This is a genomic window from Alitibacter langaaensis DSM 22999 (genome assembly GCF_003096995.1).
Lineage (GTDB): Bacteria > Pseudomonadota > Gammaproteobacteria > Enterobacterales > Pasteurellaceae > Exercitatus > Exercitatus langaaensis.
On record NZ_QENU01000003.1, the window covers coordinates 159,099 to 175,881 of the forward strand.

General features: G+C 41.9%; 18 protein-coding genes. 5 read left to right on the forward strand and 13 right to left on the reverse strand.

Translation table 11 applies throughout. The annotated features are described in order from the left end of the window. The first annotated feature begins 21 nt into the window (after positions 1 to 21). Complete coding sequence (gene yfaE / locus C8D76_RS03740; protein ID WP_116631513.1) at positions 22 to 279, forward strand: class I ribonucleotide reductase maintenance protein YfaE; 258 nt, start codon at positions 22 to 24, stop codon at positions 277 to 279. 91 nt (positions 280 to 370) lie between these two features. Here yfaE and dapB read toward each other — a convergent pair whose 3' ends face one another. The 9 genes from dapB to rplM all read right to left on the reverse strand — a co-directional run bounded on the left by dapB (position 371) and on the right by rplM (position 5,582). Then, positions 371 to 1,183 carry a 4-hydroxy-tetrahydrodipicolinate reductase gene (gene dapB / locus C8D76_RS03745; protein WP_116631463.1) on the reverse strand — a complete coding sequence of 271 codons (813 nt, stop codon included), beginning with the start codon at positions 1,181 to 1,183 and terminating at the stop codon, positions 371 to 373. 20 nt (positions 1,184 to 1,203) lie between these two features. Next, positions 1,204 to 1,833, reverse strand: a complete 630-nt coding sequence (locus tag C8D76_RS03750) for a homoserine/threonine efflux transporter (RefSeq protein WP_116631464.1) — start codon at positions 1,831 to 1,833, stop codon at positions 1,204 to 1,206. Beyond that, positions 1,830 to 2,315 (reverse strand): phosphatidylglycerophosphatase A family protein, encoded by a 486-nt coding sequence (locus C8D76_RS03755; protein ID WP_116631465.1) that lies wholly within the window; start codon positions 2,313 to 2,315, stop codon positions 1,830 to 1,832. The genes C8D76_RS03750 and C8D76_RS03755 overlap by 4 nt, the downstream gene beginning before the upstream one ends. A 62-nt stretch (positions 2,316 to 2,377) precedes the next feature. Beyond that, positions 2,378 to 2,803: a transcription antitermination factor NusB gene (nusB, locus tag C8D76_RS03760; protein ID WP_423802743.1), complete on the reverse strand. Its 426-nt coding sequence runs from the start codon at positions 2,801 to 2,803 to the stop codon at positions 2,378 to 2,380. Between the two features lies 1 nt (position 2,804). Further along, on the reverse strand, positions 2,805 to 3,278 hold the full coding sequence (ribH, locus tag C8D76_RS03765; RefSeq protein ID WP_116631466.1) for a 6,7-dimethyl-8-ribityllumazine synthase: 474 nt from the start codon (positions 3,276 to 3,278) through the stop codon (positions 2,805 to 2,807). 148 nt (positions 3,279 to 3,426) lie between these two features. Continuing rightward, a complete protein-coding gene (locus C8D76_RS03770; RefSeq protein ID WP_116631467.1) occupies positions 3,427 to 3,882 on the reverse strand; it encodes a ClpXP protease specificity-enhancing factor in 456 nt (151 codons plus the stop codon). Continuing rightward, on the reverse strand, positions 3,882 to 4,520 hold the full coding sequence (gene sspA, locus C8D76_RS03775; RefSeq protein WP_116631468.1) for a stringent starvation protein SspA: 639 nt from the start codon (positions 4,518 to 4,520) through the stop codon (positions 3,882 to 3,884). Before sspA ends, C8D76_RS03770 begins: the two co-directional genes overlap by 1 nt. A gap of 222 nt (positions 4,521 to 4,742) precedes the next feature. Further along, complete coding sequence (gene rpsI / locus C8D76_RS03780; RefSeq protein ID WP_116631469.1) at positions 4,743 to 5,138, reverse strand: 30S ribosomal protein S9; 396 nt, start codon at positions 5,136 to 5,138, stop codon at positions 4,743 to 4,745. 15 nt (positions 5,139 to 5,153) lie between these two features. Beyond that, entirely contained in the window at positions 5,154 to 5,582 is a 429-nt protein-coding gene (rplM, locus tag C8D76_RS03785) for a 50S ribosomal protein L13 (protein ID WP_116631470.1), read from the reverse strand. Between the two features lie 517 nt (positions 5,583 to 6,099). Between rplM and C8D76_RS03790 the strand changes: the two genes are divergently transcribed. From C8D76_RS03790 to C8D76_RS03810, 4 genes are all read left to right on the forward strand, one after another. Continuing rightward, positions 6,100 to 7,464: a diaminobutyrate--2-oxoglutarate transaminase gene (locus tag C8D76_RS03790; protein WP_116631471.1), complete on the forward strand. Its 1,365-nt coding sequence runs from the start codon at positions 6,100 to 6,102 to the stop codon at positions 7,462 to 7,464. Between the two features lie 149 nt (positions 7,465 to 7,613). Next, positions 7,614 to 9,149 (forward strand): L-2,4-diaminobutyrate decarboxylase, encoded by a 1,536-nt coding sequence (ddc, locus tag C8D76_RS03795; protein ID WP_116631472.1) that lies wholly within the window; start codon positions 7,614 to 7,616, stop codon positions 9,147 to 9,149. A gap of 209 nt (positions 9,150 to 9,358) precedes the next feature. Continuing rightward, on the forward strand, positions 9,359 to 9,763 hold the full coding sequence (locus C8D76_RS03800) for a Z-ring associated ZapG family protein (RefSeq protein ID WP_116631473.1): 405 nt from the start codon (positions 9,359 to 9,361) through the stop codon (positions 9,761 to 9,763). Between the two features lie 205 nt (positions 9,764 to 9,968). After that, the gene (locus C8D76_RS03810; RefSeq protein WP_116631515.1) at positions 9,969 to 11,366 is read left to right on the forward strand and encodes a Do family serine endopeptidase; all 1,398 of its coding nucleotides are present in this window, start codon (positions 9,969 to 9,971) and stop codon (positions 11,364 to 11,366) included. A gap of 173 nt (positions 11,367 to 11,539) precedes the next feature. On the opposite strand, the gene thiI is transcribed toward C8D76_RS03810, so the two are convergent. From thiI to uvrC, 4 genes are all read right to left on the reverse strand, one after another. After that, the gene (thiI, locus tag C8D76_RS03815) at positions 11,540 to 12,991 is read right to left on the reverse strand and encodes a tRNA uracil 4-sulfurtransferase ThiI (RefSeq protein WP_116631475.1); all 1,452 of its coding nucleotides are present in this window, start codon (positions 12,989 to 12,991) and stop codon (positions 11,540 to 11,542) included. Positions 12,992 to 13,143: 152 nt separating this feature from the next. Next, the gene (gene selD, locus C8D76_RS03820; RefSeq protein ID WP_116631516.1) at positions 13,144 to 14,184 is read right to left on the reverse strand and encodes a selenide, water dikinase SelD; all 1,041 of its coding nucleotides are present in this window, start codon (positions 14,182 to 14,184) and stop codon (positions 13,144 to 13,146) included. 97 nt (positions 14,185 to 14,281) lie between these two features. Continuing rightward, entirely contained in the window at positions 14,282 to 14,872 is a 591-nt protein-coding gene (locus C8D76_RS03825; RefSeq protein WP_116631476.1) for a DNA glycosylase, read from the reverse strand. A 69-nt stretch (positions 14,873 to 14,941) separates the two neighbouring features. Then, positions 14,942 to 16,768: an excinuclease ABC subunit UvrC gene (gene uvrC, locus C8D76_RS03830; protein WP_116631477.1), complete on the reverse strand. Its 1,827-nt coding sequence runs from the start codon at positions 16,766 to 16,768 to the stop codon at positions 14,942 to 14,944. Positions 16,769 to 16,783 lie beyond the last annotated feature (15 nt).

Genomic DNA, 16,783 nt, shown 5'->3' on the forward strand with positions numbered 1-16,783 from the left:
TCTTTAGTGTCTATTAAAACTATGAAGGTTTATCAGATTCATCTTAGCCAATCGCATCTCACGCTGGAACATAGTAACAGCACGTCTTTGCTTGAAACCCTTGAAAGCCATAATATTCATCACGAATACCAATGCCGTTCGGGCTATTGTGGCTCGTGTCGTGTAAAAATAAAAAAAGGCAAGGTATCCTATAAAGAATTGCCCCTTGCCTTTTTAAATCCGAATGAAATTTTATTATGCTGCTGCCAAGTCGAAGAAGATTTAGAAATCGAACTTTAATGCCCAATCTCGCCTTTTCAGTCAAATACTGCGAATGCAATGTTTTCTATAAAATTTCTTCAAAATTGACCGCACTTTTGAATCAATCGCATTAAAGATTATTTAAATCAAGCACATCCGTCATATCAAATAAACCTTGTTTTTTGTCCGCAATCCATTTTGCAGCGCGCACTGCGCCATTGGCAAATGTCATACGGCTTGAGGCTTTGTGTGAAATTTCAACGCGCTCACCAATATCAGCAAACCACACGGTATGTTCGCCAACCACATCCGCTGCGCGAATGGTTGAAAAACCAATTTCATCACGTTTACGTTCCCCAGTAATGCCTTCGCGCGCAAATACGCCGTGTGTTTTTAAATCACGCCCTAAGGTTTTCGCAATATGTTCGCCCATAGATAATGCGGTGCCTGATGGTGCATCAACTTTATGGCGATGGTGGGCTTCAATGATTTCAATATCACAGTAATCCCCCATCACTTTGGCGGCTTTTTCTAATAATTTAAAAACTAAATTGACCCCTACGCTGTAATTTGAGGCAAAGACAATCCCGATTTTCTCTGACGCAGCTTTAATCGCGGCTTTGCCTGCATCATCAAAACCTGTGGTGCCTAAAATCACATTTTTGCCTTGCTCAACGCAACATTTTAAATGTTCTAATGAGCCCTCTGGGCGTGTGAAATCAATTAACACATCGAAATTGCCACTTTGGCTTGCTAAATTTTCTTCCACTTTCACACCAATGTGACCAATTCCAGCTAATTCGCCCGCATCAGAACCAATCAATGATGAGCCTTTACGCTCAAATGCTGCGCCTAATTCAATACCTTCCGCATTTTGCACGGCTTGAATTAATTGGCGGCCCATACGTCCGCCCGCACCAACAACGGCAATTTTTAATGTCATATTATTTTCCTTCTATACGTCTAAACTGAAATTTCTGCTACGCCACTATAAACTAAAAACGCACCGAAACCTAAAAAAATCACACCTGCCGCATTATCAATATAACGGCTATATTGGCTATAAAAACGTTTAGCGGCGGGACGAGAAAAGAGTAACGCCAGCGAATAGAAATAGATAAAAGTTTCTACCACAATAATCAGAAATGCCATCACCATGTGCCAAGTTTCAGTGATATTCACTAAAATTAACGACATCACGCTGGCAAAATACACCACGGCTTTCGCATTGGAAAGATTCACAAACAGCCCTTTCATGATCTCTTTTTTAATCGTTGTGCTTTGATTCATTTCCGTTTCCGTCATCGGCTGAAACACCACATTTTTACGACTTCTCGCCATTAAATAGCCTAGATACATTAAATAGCCGCCCCCTAAAATCATAATAATGCCATGGGAAAGCGGCATCGTGGCAAACAATGTGGCTAACCCCAACATCGCAGCTAATGCCCAAAATGCGACGCCTAAGGTAATCCCAATCACGCCACAAACGGTATTGCGGTGGGAATTACTCGCCGCCATTCTAGTGACATAGAAAAAGTCAGGACCCGGCGTAATCAACCCGAAAAAATGAACGATAATTAAATTAATCATAAAAATACTCGCAAGATCATGATCACAATGAAACCATACACGGCGGCAAGTATATCATCGATCATAATGCCAAAGCCGCTTTCTAATTTGGCATCCAACTGCCGAATGGGAAATGGCTTCCAAATATCAAATAAACGAAAAAGCACAAACGCAATCGCGCACCACAAAAAATTAACTTCGGGTATCGCAAGTAGGCAAAGCCATACGCCCACAAATTCATCCCAAACAATCGAGCCATGATCGTGTACGCCCATGTCTTTCGCCGTTTTGTGGCATAAATAGCAACCGATAAAGAATGAAAGTGCGGTCAAAATAACAAAAGAAATTTGCCCAAAGCAAGCAAGAAAGCTAGCCCCAAGTATCACACCGAGCAAACTTCCCCAAGTGCCGGGAGCAGGATGAATTAAGCCAGAGCCAAAGCCTAATGCGAGTAAATGGATTGGATTGGTTAACTTAAGGCGAGAAAGCGGATTTTCTGTCATGAATTATTCTCAATAACATAAAAAAAGGGTGCGTTTCCACGCACCTGACTAATTATTTTACTCTATTTACGACCAAGAGAGGGTGCAACTTTATCTAAAACACCATTGATATATTTATGGCTATCTTCAGCACCAAAGGTTTTCGCTACTTCAATGGCTTCATTAATAACCACTTTGTAAGGCACGTCCATTTCGTATTTTAGTTCATACACGGCTAAACGCAGGATCGCTTTTTCGATTGGCGTTAATTCCTCTGAACTACGATCTAGAAACTCAGCCATTGTGGCATCGACTGCATCAATATTTGCCACCGTGTTGCGGAATAATTTACGAAAATATGGCGTATCAACACCTTTTAAATCTTGTTCCGTCACAAAATTTAATTCAATTTCGGCCACATCATTTTGTGAAACATACCAAGAATAAAGTGCTTGCACAGCACATTCACGCGCACGACGGCGTGGACTAACTTTTTTCTGTGTCATCATATTATGCTGCTTTAATTTGATCTAACAAATTTACCATTTCAAGCGCAACCAATGCTGCTTCCGCACCTTTATTACCCGCTTTTGTGCCTGCACGCTCAATCGCTTGTTCAATATTTTCTGTGGTCAATACGCCAAATGCTACAGGAATATCTGAATTTAATGCCACATTGCCTAAACCACTACTTGCTTCGCCAGCAACATATTCAAAGTGTGCTGTACCGCCACGAATCACGGTGCCTAATGCAACGATTGCATCAAATTTTTTAGAATCGGCTAAACGGCGAACGGCTAATGGTAACTCATACGCACCTGGGACTTTGACTAATGTGATATTTTCATCTTTCACTTGACCTATGCGTTTTAATGCATCAACAGCGCCATCGACAAGGCTATCATTGATAAATTGATTAAAACGCGCGACAACTACGGCAATTTTTGCATTTGGTGCAGCTAATTGACCTTCTAAAACTTGCATAATATTTCCTTAAACTGAATGGGATAAATCAGCGTGAATTCTAGCATAAAAAAACCGTTCTATCAGCTTGTTTATGTCAGATAAATCATCTCTTTATAAGAGAAAATGAAACGCCACGAAAATTTCCGTGGCGTCTTTTAAAATAGAGTTATTTGATAATGCGCAAATGGGAAGCCGATTTACTCGCTGTGCCAGAATTTTTAGGCTTATCCACTAAATCTTTCGATTTTTTAACCGCACTTTGAGCGGGTTCTGCCGAAGTATGCTCTAGCTCATCATAATAGCTTTCTGGCTCAAACATCACGCCATCGCCATTTTCACGTGCATAAATCGCAATTGCTGCGCCCATAGGAATATACAAGTTACGAGGAATGCCCTGAAAACGTGCGCTAAATTCCACAGCATCATTGCCTAATGAAAGATTTCCCACTGCACTTGGCGATAGGTTTAGCACGATTTGTCCGTCTTTCACATAATCTTGCGGCACATCTACGCCATAATAGGTCGCATCAACAACCAAATAAGGCGTTAAATTATTATCAAGCAACCAATCATAATAGGCGCGTAATAAATAAGGGCGTTTTGGTGAAGATTTAAATTCCATTATTTTTCATCCATAACGTGTTTCGGCGCTGCACTACCGATAGATTGTAAGAATGAATCACGATTAAAAATGCGTTCCATATAACCATTAATCGCCTTGCTGCCTGCGCCAGTGAAAGTAACGCCAAGCTCTTTCATACGCCATAATAATGGTGCGATATAGCAATCCACCAAACTAAACTCTTCGCTCATAAAATAAGGCATTTGTGAAAAAATTGGCGCAATCGCTAATATTTCTTCTTTCAACTGTTTTAGAGCTTCTGCACGCTCAGCCTCTGTGCCATTTTCTGCTTTAGCCAACGTTGGGTACCAATCTTGCTCAATGCGCAACATTAAGGTACGGCTTTTACCGCGTGAAACAGGATAAACGGGCATTAATGGTGGATGCGGAAAACGTTCATCTAAATATTCCATAATGATGCGCGATGTAAATAACACTAAATCACGATCCACTAAAGTCGGAAGCGTACCATATGGGTTCAATTCCATTAAATCTTCGGGTACTGCATGCGGATCGACATTTTCCGTTTCGTAAGCAACACCTTTTTCTGCTAAAACAATACGCACCTGATGGCAATAAATATCTGATTTATTAGAAAAAAGTGTCATTATTGAACGTTTATTTGCCGCACTAGTCATCTATTCCTCCGCTGACGTAAATGCATTTACAGTCTAACTACCCGACTGTATTTTATATAAATTTTAGAGTTAAAAAACGCGTCTATTTTACCATAAACCCTATAGCGATTTTCAACCCCTAAGCAGATTTTTATTCAAATTTGAAATAAAAAGCTGAAAAAAGATAAAAAAATTGCAGCCCAAAAGGACTGCAATTTCTCGAATATAAACGAAAATATAAAATTAACGTTTTGAGTATTGTGGACGACGACGTGCTTTGTGTAAACCCACTTTTTTACGTTCAACGCGGCGAGCATCGCGAGTTACGAAGCCTGCTGCACGTAATGCTGGACGTAAAGACTCATCATATTCCATTAACGCACGTGTAATACCGTGACGGATTGCACCAGCTTGACCTGAAATACCACCACCTTTAACTGTGATGTATAAGTCTAATTTTTCTGTTAACTCAACTAATTCTAAAGGTTGACGAACGATCATACGTGAAGTTTCACGACCGAAGTAAACATCTAAAGAACGTTGGTTAATGGTGATATTACCGTTGCCCGGTTTGATAAATACACGAGCTGAAGAGCTTTTGCGGCGACCTGTGCCGTAGTTTTGATTTGCTGCTGTCATTTTAGTGCTCCGTGATTAAATATCTAAAACTTGTGGTTGTTGTGCAGCGTGTTCGTGTTGTGAACCTGCATACACTTTTAATTTACGGAACATTGCACGGCCTAATGGACCTTTTGGCAACATACCTTTAACCGCAATTTCAATCACTGCCTCTGGACGGCGAGCAATCATTTCTTTGAAAGTCGCTTGTTTAATACCACCTACATAGCCAGTGTGCCAGTAGTAAACTTTATCAGTTTCTTTACGACCTGTTACAGTTACTTTATCTGCATTGATAACGATGATGTAATCACCAGTATCTACGTGCGGAGTGTATTCTGCTTTATGTTTACCACGAAGACGACGAGCTAATTCAGTCGCTAAACGACCTAACGTTTTACCTGTCGCATCAACTACATACCAGTCACGTTTAACTGTTTCTGGTTTTGCTACAAAAGTTTTCATTAATTAAATTACCAATATTTGATATTAATACCCAGTACTCTTCTCGAGTACAACCATTGATCTCAATCATCACCCCTTCGAGTGCGATCTTGATAAAATAATGGGCGGTGGGAAAACCGCGCCATTCACAGGGTCGCTGGATTATACACAGAACGCTTGAAAAATGCCAGTTTTTTGCGCAAAAAACTTTGCAAAATTAGACCGCACTTTTGAACATCAGATTTTTCTTATACATATCCGTGAAAACCTGCTGTTATCCTAAATAAAACACTTTTCTTTTTAACAAAAAACGTTATCATATTTCGCACTTTAAAGTGCGGTCAATTTAGCCATAGTTTAAAGAAACCTATCTCAGCCAGCTTCCTGCTGGGGAAAGATAAAAAAGCTGAAACGCTTTTTTTAATAAGTAGCGAGTCAAATGCCCCATGACATATGTTCTTTTAGGAACAATAGCCCTGGCTTCTTCGCAAGGCACCCGACTTATTTTTTTCACCTCAATTAGAAGGTTTTAATCAAAATGACAATTACCACTCCTGTAAAAGCAGTTCTCGCATCAAACAAACATTTCTTAGATCGCCAAGATCAAATGGAATCAAATGTTCGTAGTTACCCTCGCAAATTACCTTTTGCTTATGCAAGCGCACAAGGTTGCTGGGTTACTGACGTTGAGGGCAACAAATACCTCGACTTCCTTGCGGGCGCAGGAACTCTTGCATTAGGGCACAATCACCCTGTATTAATGCAATCAATCAAAGACGTTTTAGAAAGCGGTTTGCCGTTGCATACCCTTGATTTAACTACCCCATTAAAAGATGCATTCACAGAAGAATTACTTTCGTTCTTCCCAAAAGATCAATACATTCTTCAATTTACTGGTCCATCAGGCGCAGATGCTAACGAAGCCGCAATTAAATTAGCCAAAACCTATACAGGCCGTGGCAATGTGATCGCATTCTCAGGGGGCTTCCACGGCATGACTCACGGCGCGTTATCATTAACAGGTAACCTCGGCGCAAAAAATGCGGTACAAAACTTAATGGCTGGCGTGCAATTTATGCCCTATCCACATGAATATCGTTGCCCGTTTGGCATTGGTGGCGAAGCGGGTGCCAAAGCGGTTGAACGCTATTTTGAAAACTTTATCGAAGATGTGGAAAGCGGCGTAGTGAAACCTGCTGCAGTTATTTTAGAAGCCATTCAAGGCGAAGGCGGCGTGGTGCCTGCCCCAATCAGTTTCTTACAAAAAGTGCGTGAAGTCACCAAAAAACACGGCATTTTAATGATCGTGGACGAAGTTCAAGCGGGCTTCTGCCGTTCGGGTAAAATGTTTGCCTTTGAACACGCAGGAATTGAGCCAGATATCGTGGTGATGTCCAAAGCCGTTGGCGGATCATTGCCATTAGCCGTATTAGCAATTCGTAAAGAATTTGACGCTTGGCAGCCTGCAGGCCACACAGGAACCTTCCGCGGCAACCAATTAGCGATGGCAACAGGCTACGCTTCATTAAAAATTATGCGTGAAGAAAACTTAGCCCAAAATGCGCAAGATCGCGGTGAATACTTAACTCGCGCATTACGCGAATTAAGCAAAGAATACCCATGCATCGGCAATGTCCGTGGTCGCGGCTTAATGATGGGGATCGACATCGTTGATGAGCGCAAACCACAAGATGCCACAGGCGCCTATCCGCAAGACGCTGAATTGGCGGTAGCAATCCAAAAAGCCTGCTTCAATAATAAATTATTATTAGAGCGTGGCGGCCGTAATGGCAACGTGGTGCGTGTACTTTGTGCGGTAAATATCAACCAAGCGGAATGTGAAGAATTTATTAAACGCTTCAAACAATCTGTGGCGGACGCAATCAAAGCAGTACGCGGCTAATGACAAAAGTGCGGTCAAAAATCATTAAATTTCATGATTTTGATGAGATTTCAAGATAAAAAATACGCAAAATTGACCGCACTTTTACTCAATTTATGACGAGCTCGAACATCGAGTTCGTGTTTTTTTTCGATGATGAGAAATTCCAAATGGCAGATATTTCAAAACACAGACAATCGCTTTTTTGCAACGATCCGCAATCTATCGCGGATTACGAAAATGCAATGCATAAGGCAGTGCAAGCGGTAAGTGCTTGGCTCAAAAATGACAAAATGTACACAGGCGGCTCAATTAAGCAAATGCGTGCGTTGATTGATGGTTTTCATCCGTCAAAACAAGGCGTAGGCGTGCAACAATCCCTTGAGCATTTGGTGGAAATTTTCTTGAAGCCCAGCCTTAAAGTACACCACCCCCACTCCCTTGCGCACTTACACTGCCCAACAATGGTCACCAGCCAAATCGCGGAAGTGTTAATCAACGCAACGAACCAATCTATGGACTCTTGGGATCAAAGCCCCGCAGGGTCGATTATGGAAGAACATTTAATTGATTGGTTGCGCCAAAAAGTCGGCTATGGCAAAGGCACATCAGGCGTGTTTACTTCTGGTGGTACGCAGTCAAATTTAATGGGCGTATTGCTTGCTCGTGATTGGGCGATTGCGAAACACTGGAAAAATGAAGATGGCTCAGAATGGTCGGTGCAACGTGATGGTATCCCTGCTGATGCGTTGAAAAAGGTAAAAGTAGTTTGCTCTGAAAACGCGCACTTCTCCGTGCAAAAAAATATGGCAATGATGGGAATGGGTTTCCAATCCGTGGTGACCGTGCCGTGCAACCAGAACGCGCAAATGGATGTTGTGGCATTGGAAAAAACACTGGCTGAGTTGAATGCTCAAGGCAAAGTTGTGGCTTGTGTGGTGGCAACGGCTGGAACTACGGATGCTGGCGCAATCGATCCCTTAAAAGAAATTCGTGCGATAACCAAAAAATTTGGCGCATGGCTGCACGTTGATGCGGCTTGGGGCGGGGCTTTGTTGCTTTCTAAGGATTTCCGTCATTTCTTAGACGGCATTGAAGAAACTGATTCGGTCACATTAGATTTCCACAAACATTTCTTCCAAAGCATTTCCTGCGGCGCATTCTTGCTGAAAGATGAAACCAACTATCGTTTTATCGATTACAAAGCAGATTATCTCAACTCAGAATATGACGAACAACACGGCGTGCCAAATTTAGTGGCAAAATCATTGCAAACCACCCGCCGTTTTGACGCATTAAAATTATGGTTTACCGTAGAAGCCTTAGGCGAAGATCTGTACGCTTCAATGATTGACCACGGCGTGAAATTAACGCAACAAGTGGAAAGCTATATTAATGCCACTGACGAGTTAGAAATGCTGGTTCCAAGCCAATTTGCTTCGGTGTTATTCCGTGTGGTGCCACAAGGCTATCCTGCAGAATTTATCGATGCATTAAACCAAAACGTTGCAGACGAGCTGTTCGCGCGTGGCGAAGCTAATATTGGTGTCACCAAAGTAGGCGACAAACAATCCCTTAAGATGACTACCTTAAGCCCGATTGCAACGCTAGAAAATGTGAAAACCTTGCTCGATCAAGTGCTAAGCGAAGCAAATCGCATTAAAGACAGCATTGCAAATGGCAGTTATGTTCCGCCGATTGATTAAAATCTCTTAAAATTTGACCGCACTTTTTAAATGCCTTAGATGTTTTAGATGTCTGAAATAATCTCAATGGCTTGGCGCAAAGTGCGGTCATTTTTATCAACAAATGTGATCCAATGCACACTTTCAACAAGTCTGACAAGACTTTGCACCGAATTAACGCTATGATAACGCGGTATAACAATAAAACTCGAAAGATGTAAGGAGTCATTATGCAACACTGGACAACGGAGATGTGGCAAATTGCGGGATTTGGCTTTGTGGCGGGCGCAATTATCAGCTATTTACTATTACGCTTAACCAAAGGTTCTGTGAAAAAACAAGCGCAAACGGAAACTGAATTGCAACAGGCAAAACAGCAAATTGAAAAACAGCAGAAATTGCTTGAAAAGCATTTTGCGGAAAGTGCTGATTTATTTAAAGTTTTGGCGCAGGATTATCAAAAAATCTATCGTCATTTGGCAAAATCTTCTGATGAATTATTGCCAAACGCGCAAAAAACATTATTTTTGCAGAGTTTTATGAACTCGGATAAATCTACCGCAGAAACTTCTACAAACGAGCCGCCGCGCGATTATAAAGAAGGTTCGTCAGGCTTATTCAAAGCTGAGCATTAATTGCTAAATTCCCATATAGCAGACTGAATGTCTGCTATTTTTTTGTTGATAAAAAATTTTCCAAATTTTGACCACACTTTTGCCATAGAAAATCGCCCCTTGATTTTTGCGAACAATCCCCCATTTTCTTTGTCAAATGGCTGAGAGTGGTCAATCAGATTACTCTCTTTTACTTTAATTTTATTTAGGGAAGAAATTAATGAAAATGAAAAAAGCAAAATTCGCACTTAGTGCTATTGCATTAGGTTTAAGTGTACTTTCAATACCAATGGTTAGTATGGCAGAATTACCGCCAATGATTGCCCAAGCTGGGAACTTAGGCACGCCGAGTTTAGCGCCAATGCTTGAACGTGTGTTGCCATCAGTGGTATCTATTTCGGTGGAAGGCAAACAAAAAGGCGCACGCAATGGTTTACAAGATCAAATTCCTGAAGAATTCCGCTTTTTCTTTGGCGATGATCTTTTCGGAGGCCGTCAATCTGCGCCGCGCCAATTTAGAGGTATGGGATCGGGCGTTATCATTAATGCCGAAAAAGGCTATGTGATCACTAATAACCATGTGATCGATGGCGCGGATAAAATCACCGTGAAATTAAACGACGGTCGTGAATTTAAAGGGAAAGTAGTAGGTACTGATGAACAATCTGATGTGGCATTAGTGCAATTAGAACAGCCTAAAAATCTCACCGCGATCAAAATTGCTGATAGCGACAAATTACGCGTGGGCGATTTCACAGTGGCAATCGGTAACCCATTTGGTTTGGGACAAACCGTGACTTCGGGGATTGTGTCCGCCCTTGGACGTTCAACAGGTTCTGATAGCAGCAAATATGAAAACTATATTCAAACGGATGCTGCCGTTAACCGCGGAAACTCTGGTGGCCCATTAATTAACTTAAACGGCGAATTAATCGGTATTAATACTGCGATCCTTTCGCCAAGTGGTGGCAATGCAGGTATCGCGTTTGCTATTCCATCGAATATGGCAAATAATTTAGTACAACAAATTATTGAATTTGGTGAAGTGCGCCGCGGAATGCTTGGCATTACAGGTGGTGAGCTGAATGCAGACTTGGCGAAAGCCTTTAATATCGATGCACAACAAGGCGCATTTGTCAGCGAAGTGTTACCAAACTCTGCCGCAGCCAAAGCTGGCCTTAAAGCAGGCGATGTGATTGTGGCGTTAAACGACCAAAAAATCACCAGCTTTGCTGAACTCCGCGCTAAAATTGCGACATCAGGCGCAGGAAAAACCTTAGCATTAACCGTATTGCGTGATGGCAAAACTGAAAATGTGAATGTGACCTTGCAATCTGATGACGGAAAAACAGCACAATCTGCAAGTGGAAAATCGGATAATTTATTGCCATCGCTTGAAGGCGCGGATTTAACCAATGATGATAAAGGCGTTAAAGTCAGCAAAGTAGAAAGAAATTCGCCAGCAGCGCAACGTGGCTTAAAAGCAGGCGATATCATTGTGGGTGTGAACCGTGATAGCGTGAAAAACTTAAGTGATTTGCGTAAAATTTTAGAGCAAGAACCCGCAGCGGTAGCGCTCAATATTTTGCGTGGCGAAAATAATTTCTATTTATTGGTACAATAATTCTCAATAGCACAAGGCATTAAGTCTGTTCAGTTGTGATTAAATCATTAGTCACACAAAAAATGGCAATTTGATACGCCTTGGAAGTCATAAAAATCCCCAAATTTTCACCACACTTGGTAACAATTTGGGGATTTGTTATTTTTAATAACTCGCAATTAACTAGAACTTAACTAGCGATGCTTGCTAAATACTTTTACGTTGGTAAAACCGATTTCTTTTAAATATAAGGCTTGCAATTTACTCATCACCCCACGCTCACAATACAGCACATAATTTTTGTTTTGATCGAGTGCGACAAATTGTGATGATAGTTTATAAAATGGCAATAATTTCACTTCATAACCCACTAATTCAAAAGGCTTATCGTCTGTTTCTTCTGGGCTGCGAATATCTAAAATCACATCGTTTTCGCCCAATACAGAAACTGCATCCACTTCAACCACTTCGCGCTCTGTTTGCTCGGCAATGTCACGAATATCTAAATATTGTGCATTTTCGACCGCACTTTGCAGCACATCAAAATTGAAATTTTGCTCTTCTGCCAAGATTTTCTCACGAATGGCTTTCACCGTTGGATTTTTTGAAATCACTCCACAAAATTCTGGCATGGATTTCGCAATATCATCGGTACCAATTTCACGGGCTTGCGCAATAATTTGTTCTTTATCGTGGGTGATCAATGGGCGCAGCACTAATGCTTCTGCGGCTTCATCAATTAAACGTAAATTGGTTAAAGTTTGACTCGACACTTGCCCCAAGGCTTCGCCTGTTACGATAGCTTCAATGTTAAATCGCTCTGCCACTTTGCTGGCTGCACGAACCATCATACGTTTAAGCACCACGCCCATTTGTCCGTTATCAATTTTCTCTAAAATTTCGCCGACCACATCTTCAAAATTAATGGCAATAAACCGCACTTTGTGAGAAGTGCTGTAACGGCTCCAAATATGGTATGCCATTTGTTTTACGCCAATTTCATGGGCCGCACCGCCAAGGTTAAAGAAACAATAATGTACCCGTGAGCCGCGGCGAATCAGCATATAACTTGAAACGCCAGAATCAAAGCCCCCCGAAATCAATGATAAGACATCTTCTTGCGTACCGATTGGATAGCCACCAATTCCCGCATAACGTGCGTTGATAAACAGCAATTTGTCATCTTCCACTTCAAGGCGCACCGTTACATCAGGATTTTTTAATTTTACTTTTGCAGTTTCAATATGTTGGTTTAGCCCACCACCAACATAACGCTCTATTTCTAAGGAACTGAATGAATGCTTGCCGCGGCGTTTTGCACGCACGCAGAATGTTTTGCCTTCTAATTCGGAACGCACACGTTGCAAGGTTTGCTCAAAAATATTGTGTAAATCTGTGAAGGGCTGCTCTTCCACTTCTAAAAAATGGTGAATGCCAGGAATGCGTTGTAAACTTTCAATAATTTGTTGTTTTAATTCTTCTTGTTGCGAACGTACTTCAATAAAATCCCAATGGCGCACCACTGCCACGTCAAAATCGCGGGTGAGTACGTTGCGGATATTACTGGTTAAAATCTTGATAAAACGCTTGCGTACGCTATCGCTTTTAATCATGATTTCGGGGAAAAGTTTGATAATAAATTTCATGGTCATCTCTCAGCGAAAAAATTTCGGCAATTATACAGGTTTACACCCAAAAGAAAAACCGCTGCGCACGCAACGGTTTATCACAACGAGTTATATTTAAGCAGAACAATCTGCTATTTTAGTTGGCTCTAGTTCGCTTAAGACGACTGTTTTTAGTCCACGGTAATCACAATGCCGTCATCACGTTTTAGCAATAATTCACCGATTTCAAACAGAGAAGAACCTGCTTTTTCCGCCGCAGCTTTTACCTGTTCAACCGCACTAGGACGCACTGCGATCAACAAGCCGCCTGAGGTTTGCGGATCACAAAGGATCGCTTTTTGCTCTTCTGTCATCACGCCAATTTTATTGCCATAACTATCAAAGTTACGATTTGTCCCACCAGGCACACAGCCTTTTTCAATATATTCAGTAACGCCATCAAGGGTTTGAATATTATCGAATTTAACCACCGCACTTAATCCTGAGCCTTCACAAATTTCAGCTAAATGCCCGAGCAAGCCGAAGCCTGTGATATCCGTCATTGCCGTAACGCCTTCAATTTCAGCGAAAACCGATCCCACCAGATTCATTTGGCACATCACTTCAGTTGCCAATCCTTGATGCTCTGATTTTAATTTGCCTTTTTTCTCTGCAGTGGTTAATACGCCAATACCGAGCGGTTTGGTTAAGAACAGTTTACAGCCCTCTTCCGCCGACGCATTCTTTTTCACTTTTTCGGTGTTGATTACCCCTGTAACCGCTAAACCGAAAATCGGCTCTGGCGCATCAATTGAATGTCCACCAGCCAATGCAATTCCTGCTTGTAGGCAGGCAAAACGTCCGCCATCTACGATACGTTGCGCCACTTCTGGCGGTAATAATTTAATCGGGAAACCTAAAATAGCGACCGCCATAATCGGTTTGCCGCCCATCGCAAAAATATCGCTAATCGCATTAGTGGCAGCAATGCGCCCAAAATCAAAAGGATCATCAACAATCGGCATGAAAAAATCAGTGGTGCTGATAATCCCAACACCATTGCCAATATCATAAACCGCTGCATCATCGGCGGTATCATTGCCCACTAATAAATGGGGATCGACAAACTGGTCAAGCTTGGTTTGTAAAATTGTCCCTAATACCTTAGGAGATATTTTACAACCACAACCTGCGCCATGGCTGTATTGCGTTAAACGAATCGTATTTGCCACGGTTTCATTTAACGCGCCTTGAAGTGCGGTCAAATTTTCTTGCATTTTTCTCTCCTTTTGAGTTAACGCTGTTTGCATTATATGCGCTTTTAATTTGTTATAAAATCCCTGCTAATTGAAAGAAACGGCGATAGGCTTCCGCTTTTTTCTCTAAGCTCAAGGGATAAGCTCGCGAAGTGGAGGGAACACGATAGAGTTTTAACTCTCGCCCTGCAAAGGGAAAATCAATCCATTCATTGGTTTTAGGCTCTTTTAATTTTTCTGGCACAAGGCTAAATAACACTTCTGTTGCTTTGCCGCCTGTGGTGAAAATCCATTGGCATTGTGGAATTTGCGCCAAAATTTTAGCCAACGGCACGGGTTCAACGATCTGCAAAAACTTATCTGAGGCGTTACCTTGCTCACGAATGGCTTTCCACACCGTAGGGCAAGAAGCGATGCCACGCTCTCTCAAAAAGGCTTTTATTCGTTCCGCATCAAAGCATTTTTCATCTTTGACTTGGAAATAGTTTTTATCATTGAAAAACACCAAACCATAAATACGCCACATATCATTTTGGAAATTCGGATAATGAAATTCCATGCAACGTTTTTCGGGTGTTGGCGGGAATGTCCCCATCATCATCACCGTAGCCTGTGGCGGCAAAATAGGTGGGAACGGATGGGTTTCAACGGGTAATTCTGTCATAATATTTTCTCTTATTTGATGTGTAGCGGAATCATCGTTAAAGCGATCAATTTACCGCTAATATCTGTATTAACTGCGCAAGGTTTCAAAAATCGTTTCGGCTAAAGTTTGCGAGATCCCTGGCACCGAGGCAATTTCATCTAAAGTCGCATTTTTCACTCCTTGCATTCCCCCCAGATATTTTAACAAGGCTTGGCGCCGTTTTGCGCCTACTCCTGCAATGGTTTCTAAACCACTTTGCGTAAAGGCTTTTTGGCGTTTTTTGCGATGCCCTGTAATCGCGTGATTATGGCTTTCATCACGAATATGCTGGATCAAATGCAAGGCTAAATTATCAGGATCAAGATTAATTTCGCGCCCCACTTTGCTAAGGATTAGCGTTTCTTGCCCTGCTCTACGATCTACCCCTTTCGCCACCCCAATTAAGTGCGGTCGATTTTTGTCCCATTTTACATTTAACTCACGAAACACCTGTAATGCACGATTTAACTGCCCTTTACCGCCATCAATAAAAATAATATCGGGAATTTTTTCGGGTTCTAAATCACGGTCGTAACGTTTTTTTAACGCTTGCTCCATTGCCGCATAGTCATCGCCCCCCGTAATTCCTTCAATGTTGAAACGGCGATATTCTGATTTGAATGGGCCTGCATCATTAAATACCACGCAAGAGGCGATAGTTTGTTCGCCCATGGTATGGCTGATGTCAAAACATTCCATTCGGTTAATTTTTTCCATGCCCAATAAATTTTGCAAGGCTTGATAACGCTCGCTGATTAAGGTCGTTTCTTTTAGTTTCAAGGTTAAAGCCGCTTTGGCATTCATTTGCGCCAAGTGCAAATATTTGGATTTATTGCCTTTAGCACTGTCTTGAATCGCCACTTTGCGCCCAGCTTGCTCGGTTAATAAAGTTTCTAATTCTTCTTTCTCATCGAATTTATGATCCACCACAATCGTATTCGGCACGGTACGCCCTTGGTGCGCTTGCAGATAAAATTGCCCCACAAATGTAGCGGTGAGTTCAGATAAACTCGTATTCGCTGGCACTTTAGGAAAATAGCTGCGGTTACCTAACACTTTGCCCTGACGAATAAACAACACTTGCACGCAAGCCACGCCATGTTGGTAAGCAATGGAAATAATATCCATATCGTCTAGGCGTTCGTTGCTGACAAATTGTTTTTCAGTTACCGCGCGTACCGCTTGAATTTGATCGCGATAGCGCGCTGCATTTTCAAAATCGAGCCGTTGGCTCGCTTGCTCCATTTTAGCAATGAGATGATCCAACACTTGTTGATCTTTGCCCTGCAAAAATAGGCGCGCGTAATCCACCTGCGCATTGTATTCTTCATCGCTCACAATGCCTTCCACACAAGGCGCAGCACAACGCCCAATTTGGTATTGCAAGCAAGGGCGCGAGCGATTTTTATACACAGAATTTTCACACTGGCGGATCGGAAAAAGTTTTTGCAGCAAAGATAAGGTTTCGCGCACCGCTCCTGCGTGGGGATAAGGCCCGAAATATTCTCCTTGAATTTTCTTTGCACCACGATATGCCGTAATCCGCGGGTGGCGTTCTTTGGTTAATAAAATATAAGGGTAGGATTTATCATCACGCAACAACACGTTATAGCGCGGTTGATAAGTTTTGATGTAATTATGCTCTAATAACAACGCTTCGGTTTCAGAGGTGGTGATCGTTGTTTCAATCCGCGCAATGGACGCCACTAACGCTTCAGTTTTTTTGCTGGCTAAATGGGTTCGGAAATAACTCGAAAGGCGTTTTTTTAAATCCTTGGCTTTGCCCACATAAATCACGGTGTCCGTTTTATCAAACATCCGATACACGCCGGGATCATGAGTCACATTTTTGAGGAAAGTTTTAGAATCAAACATAAAATAAACCGCACG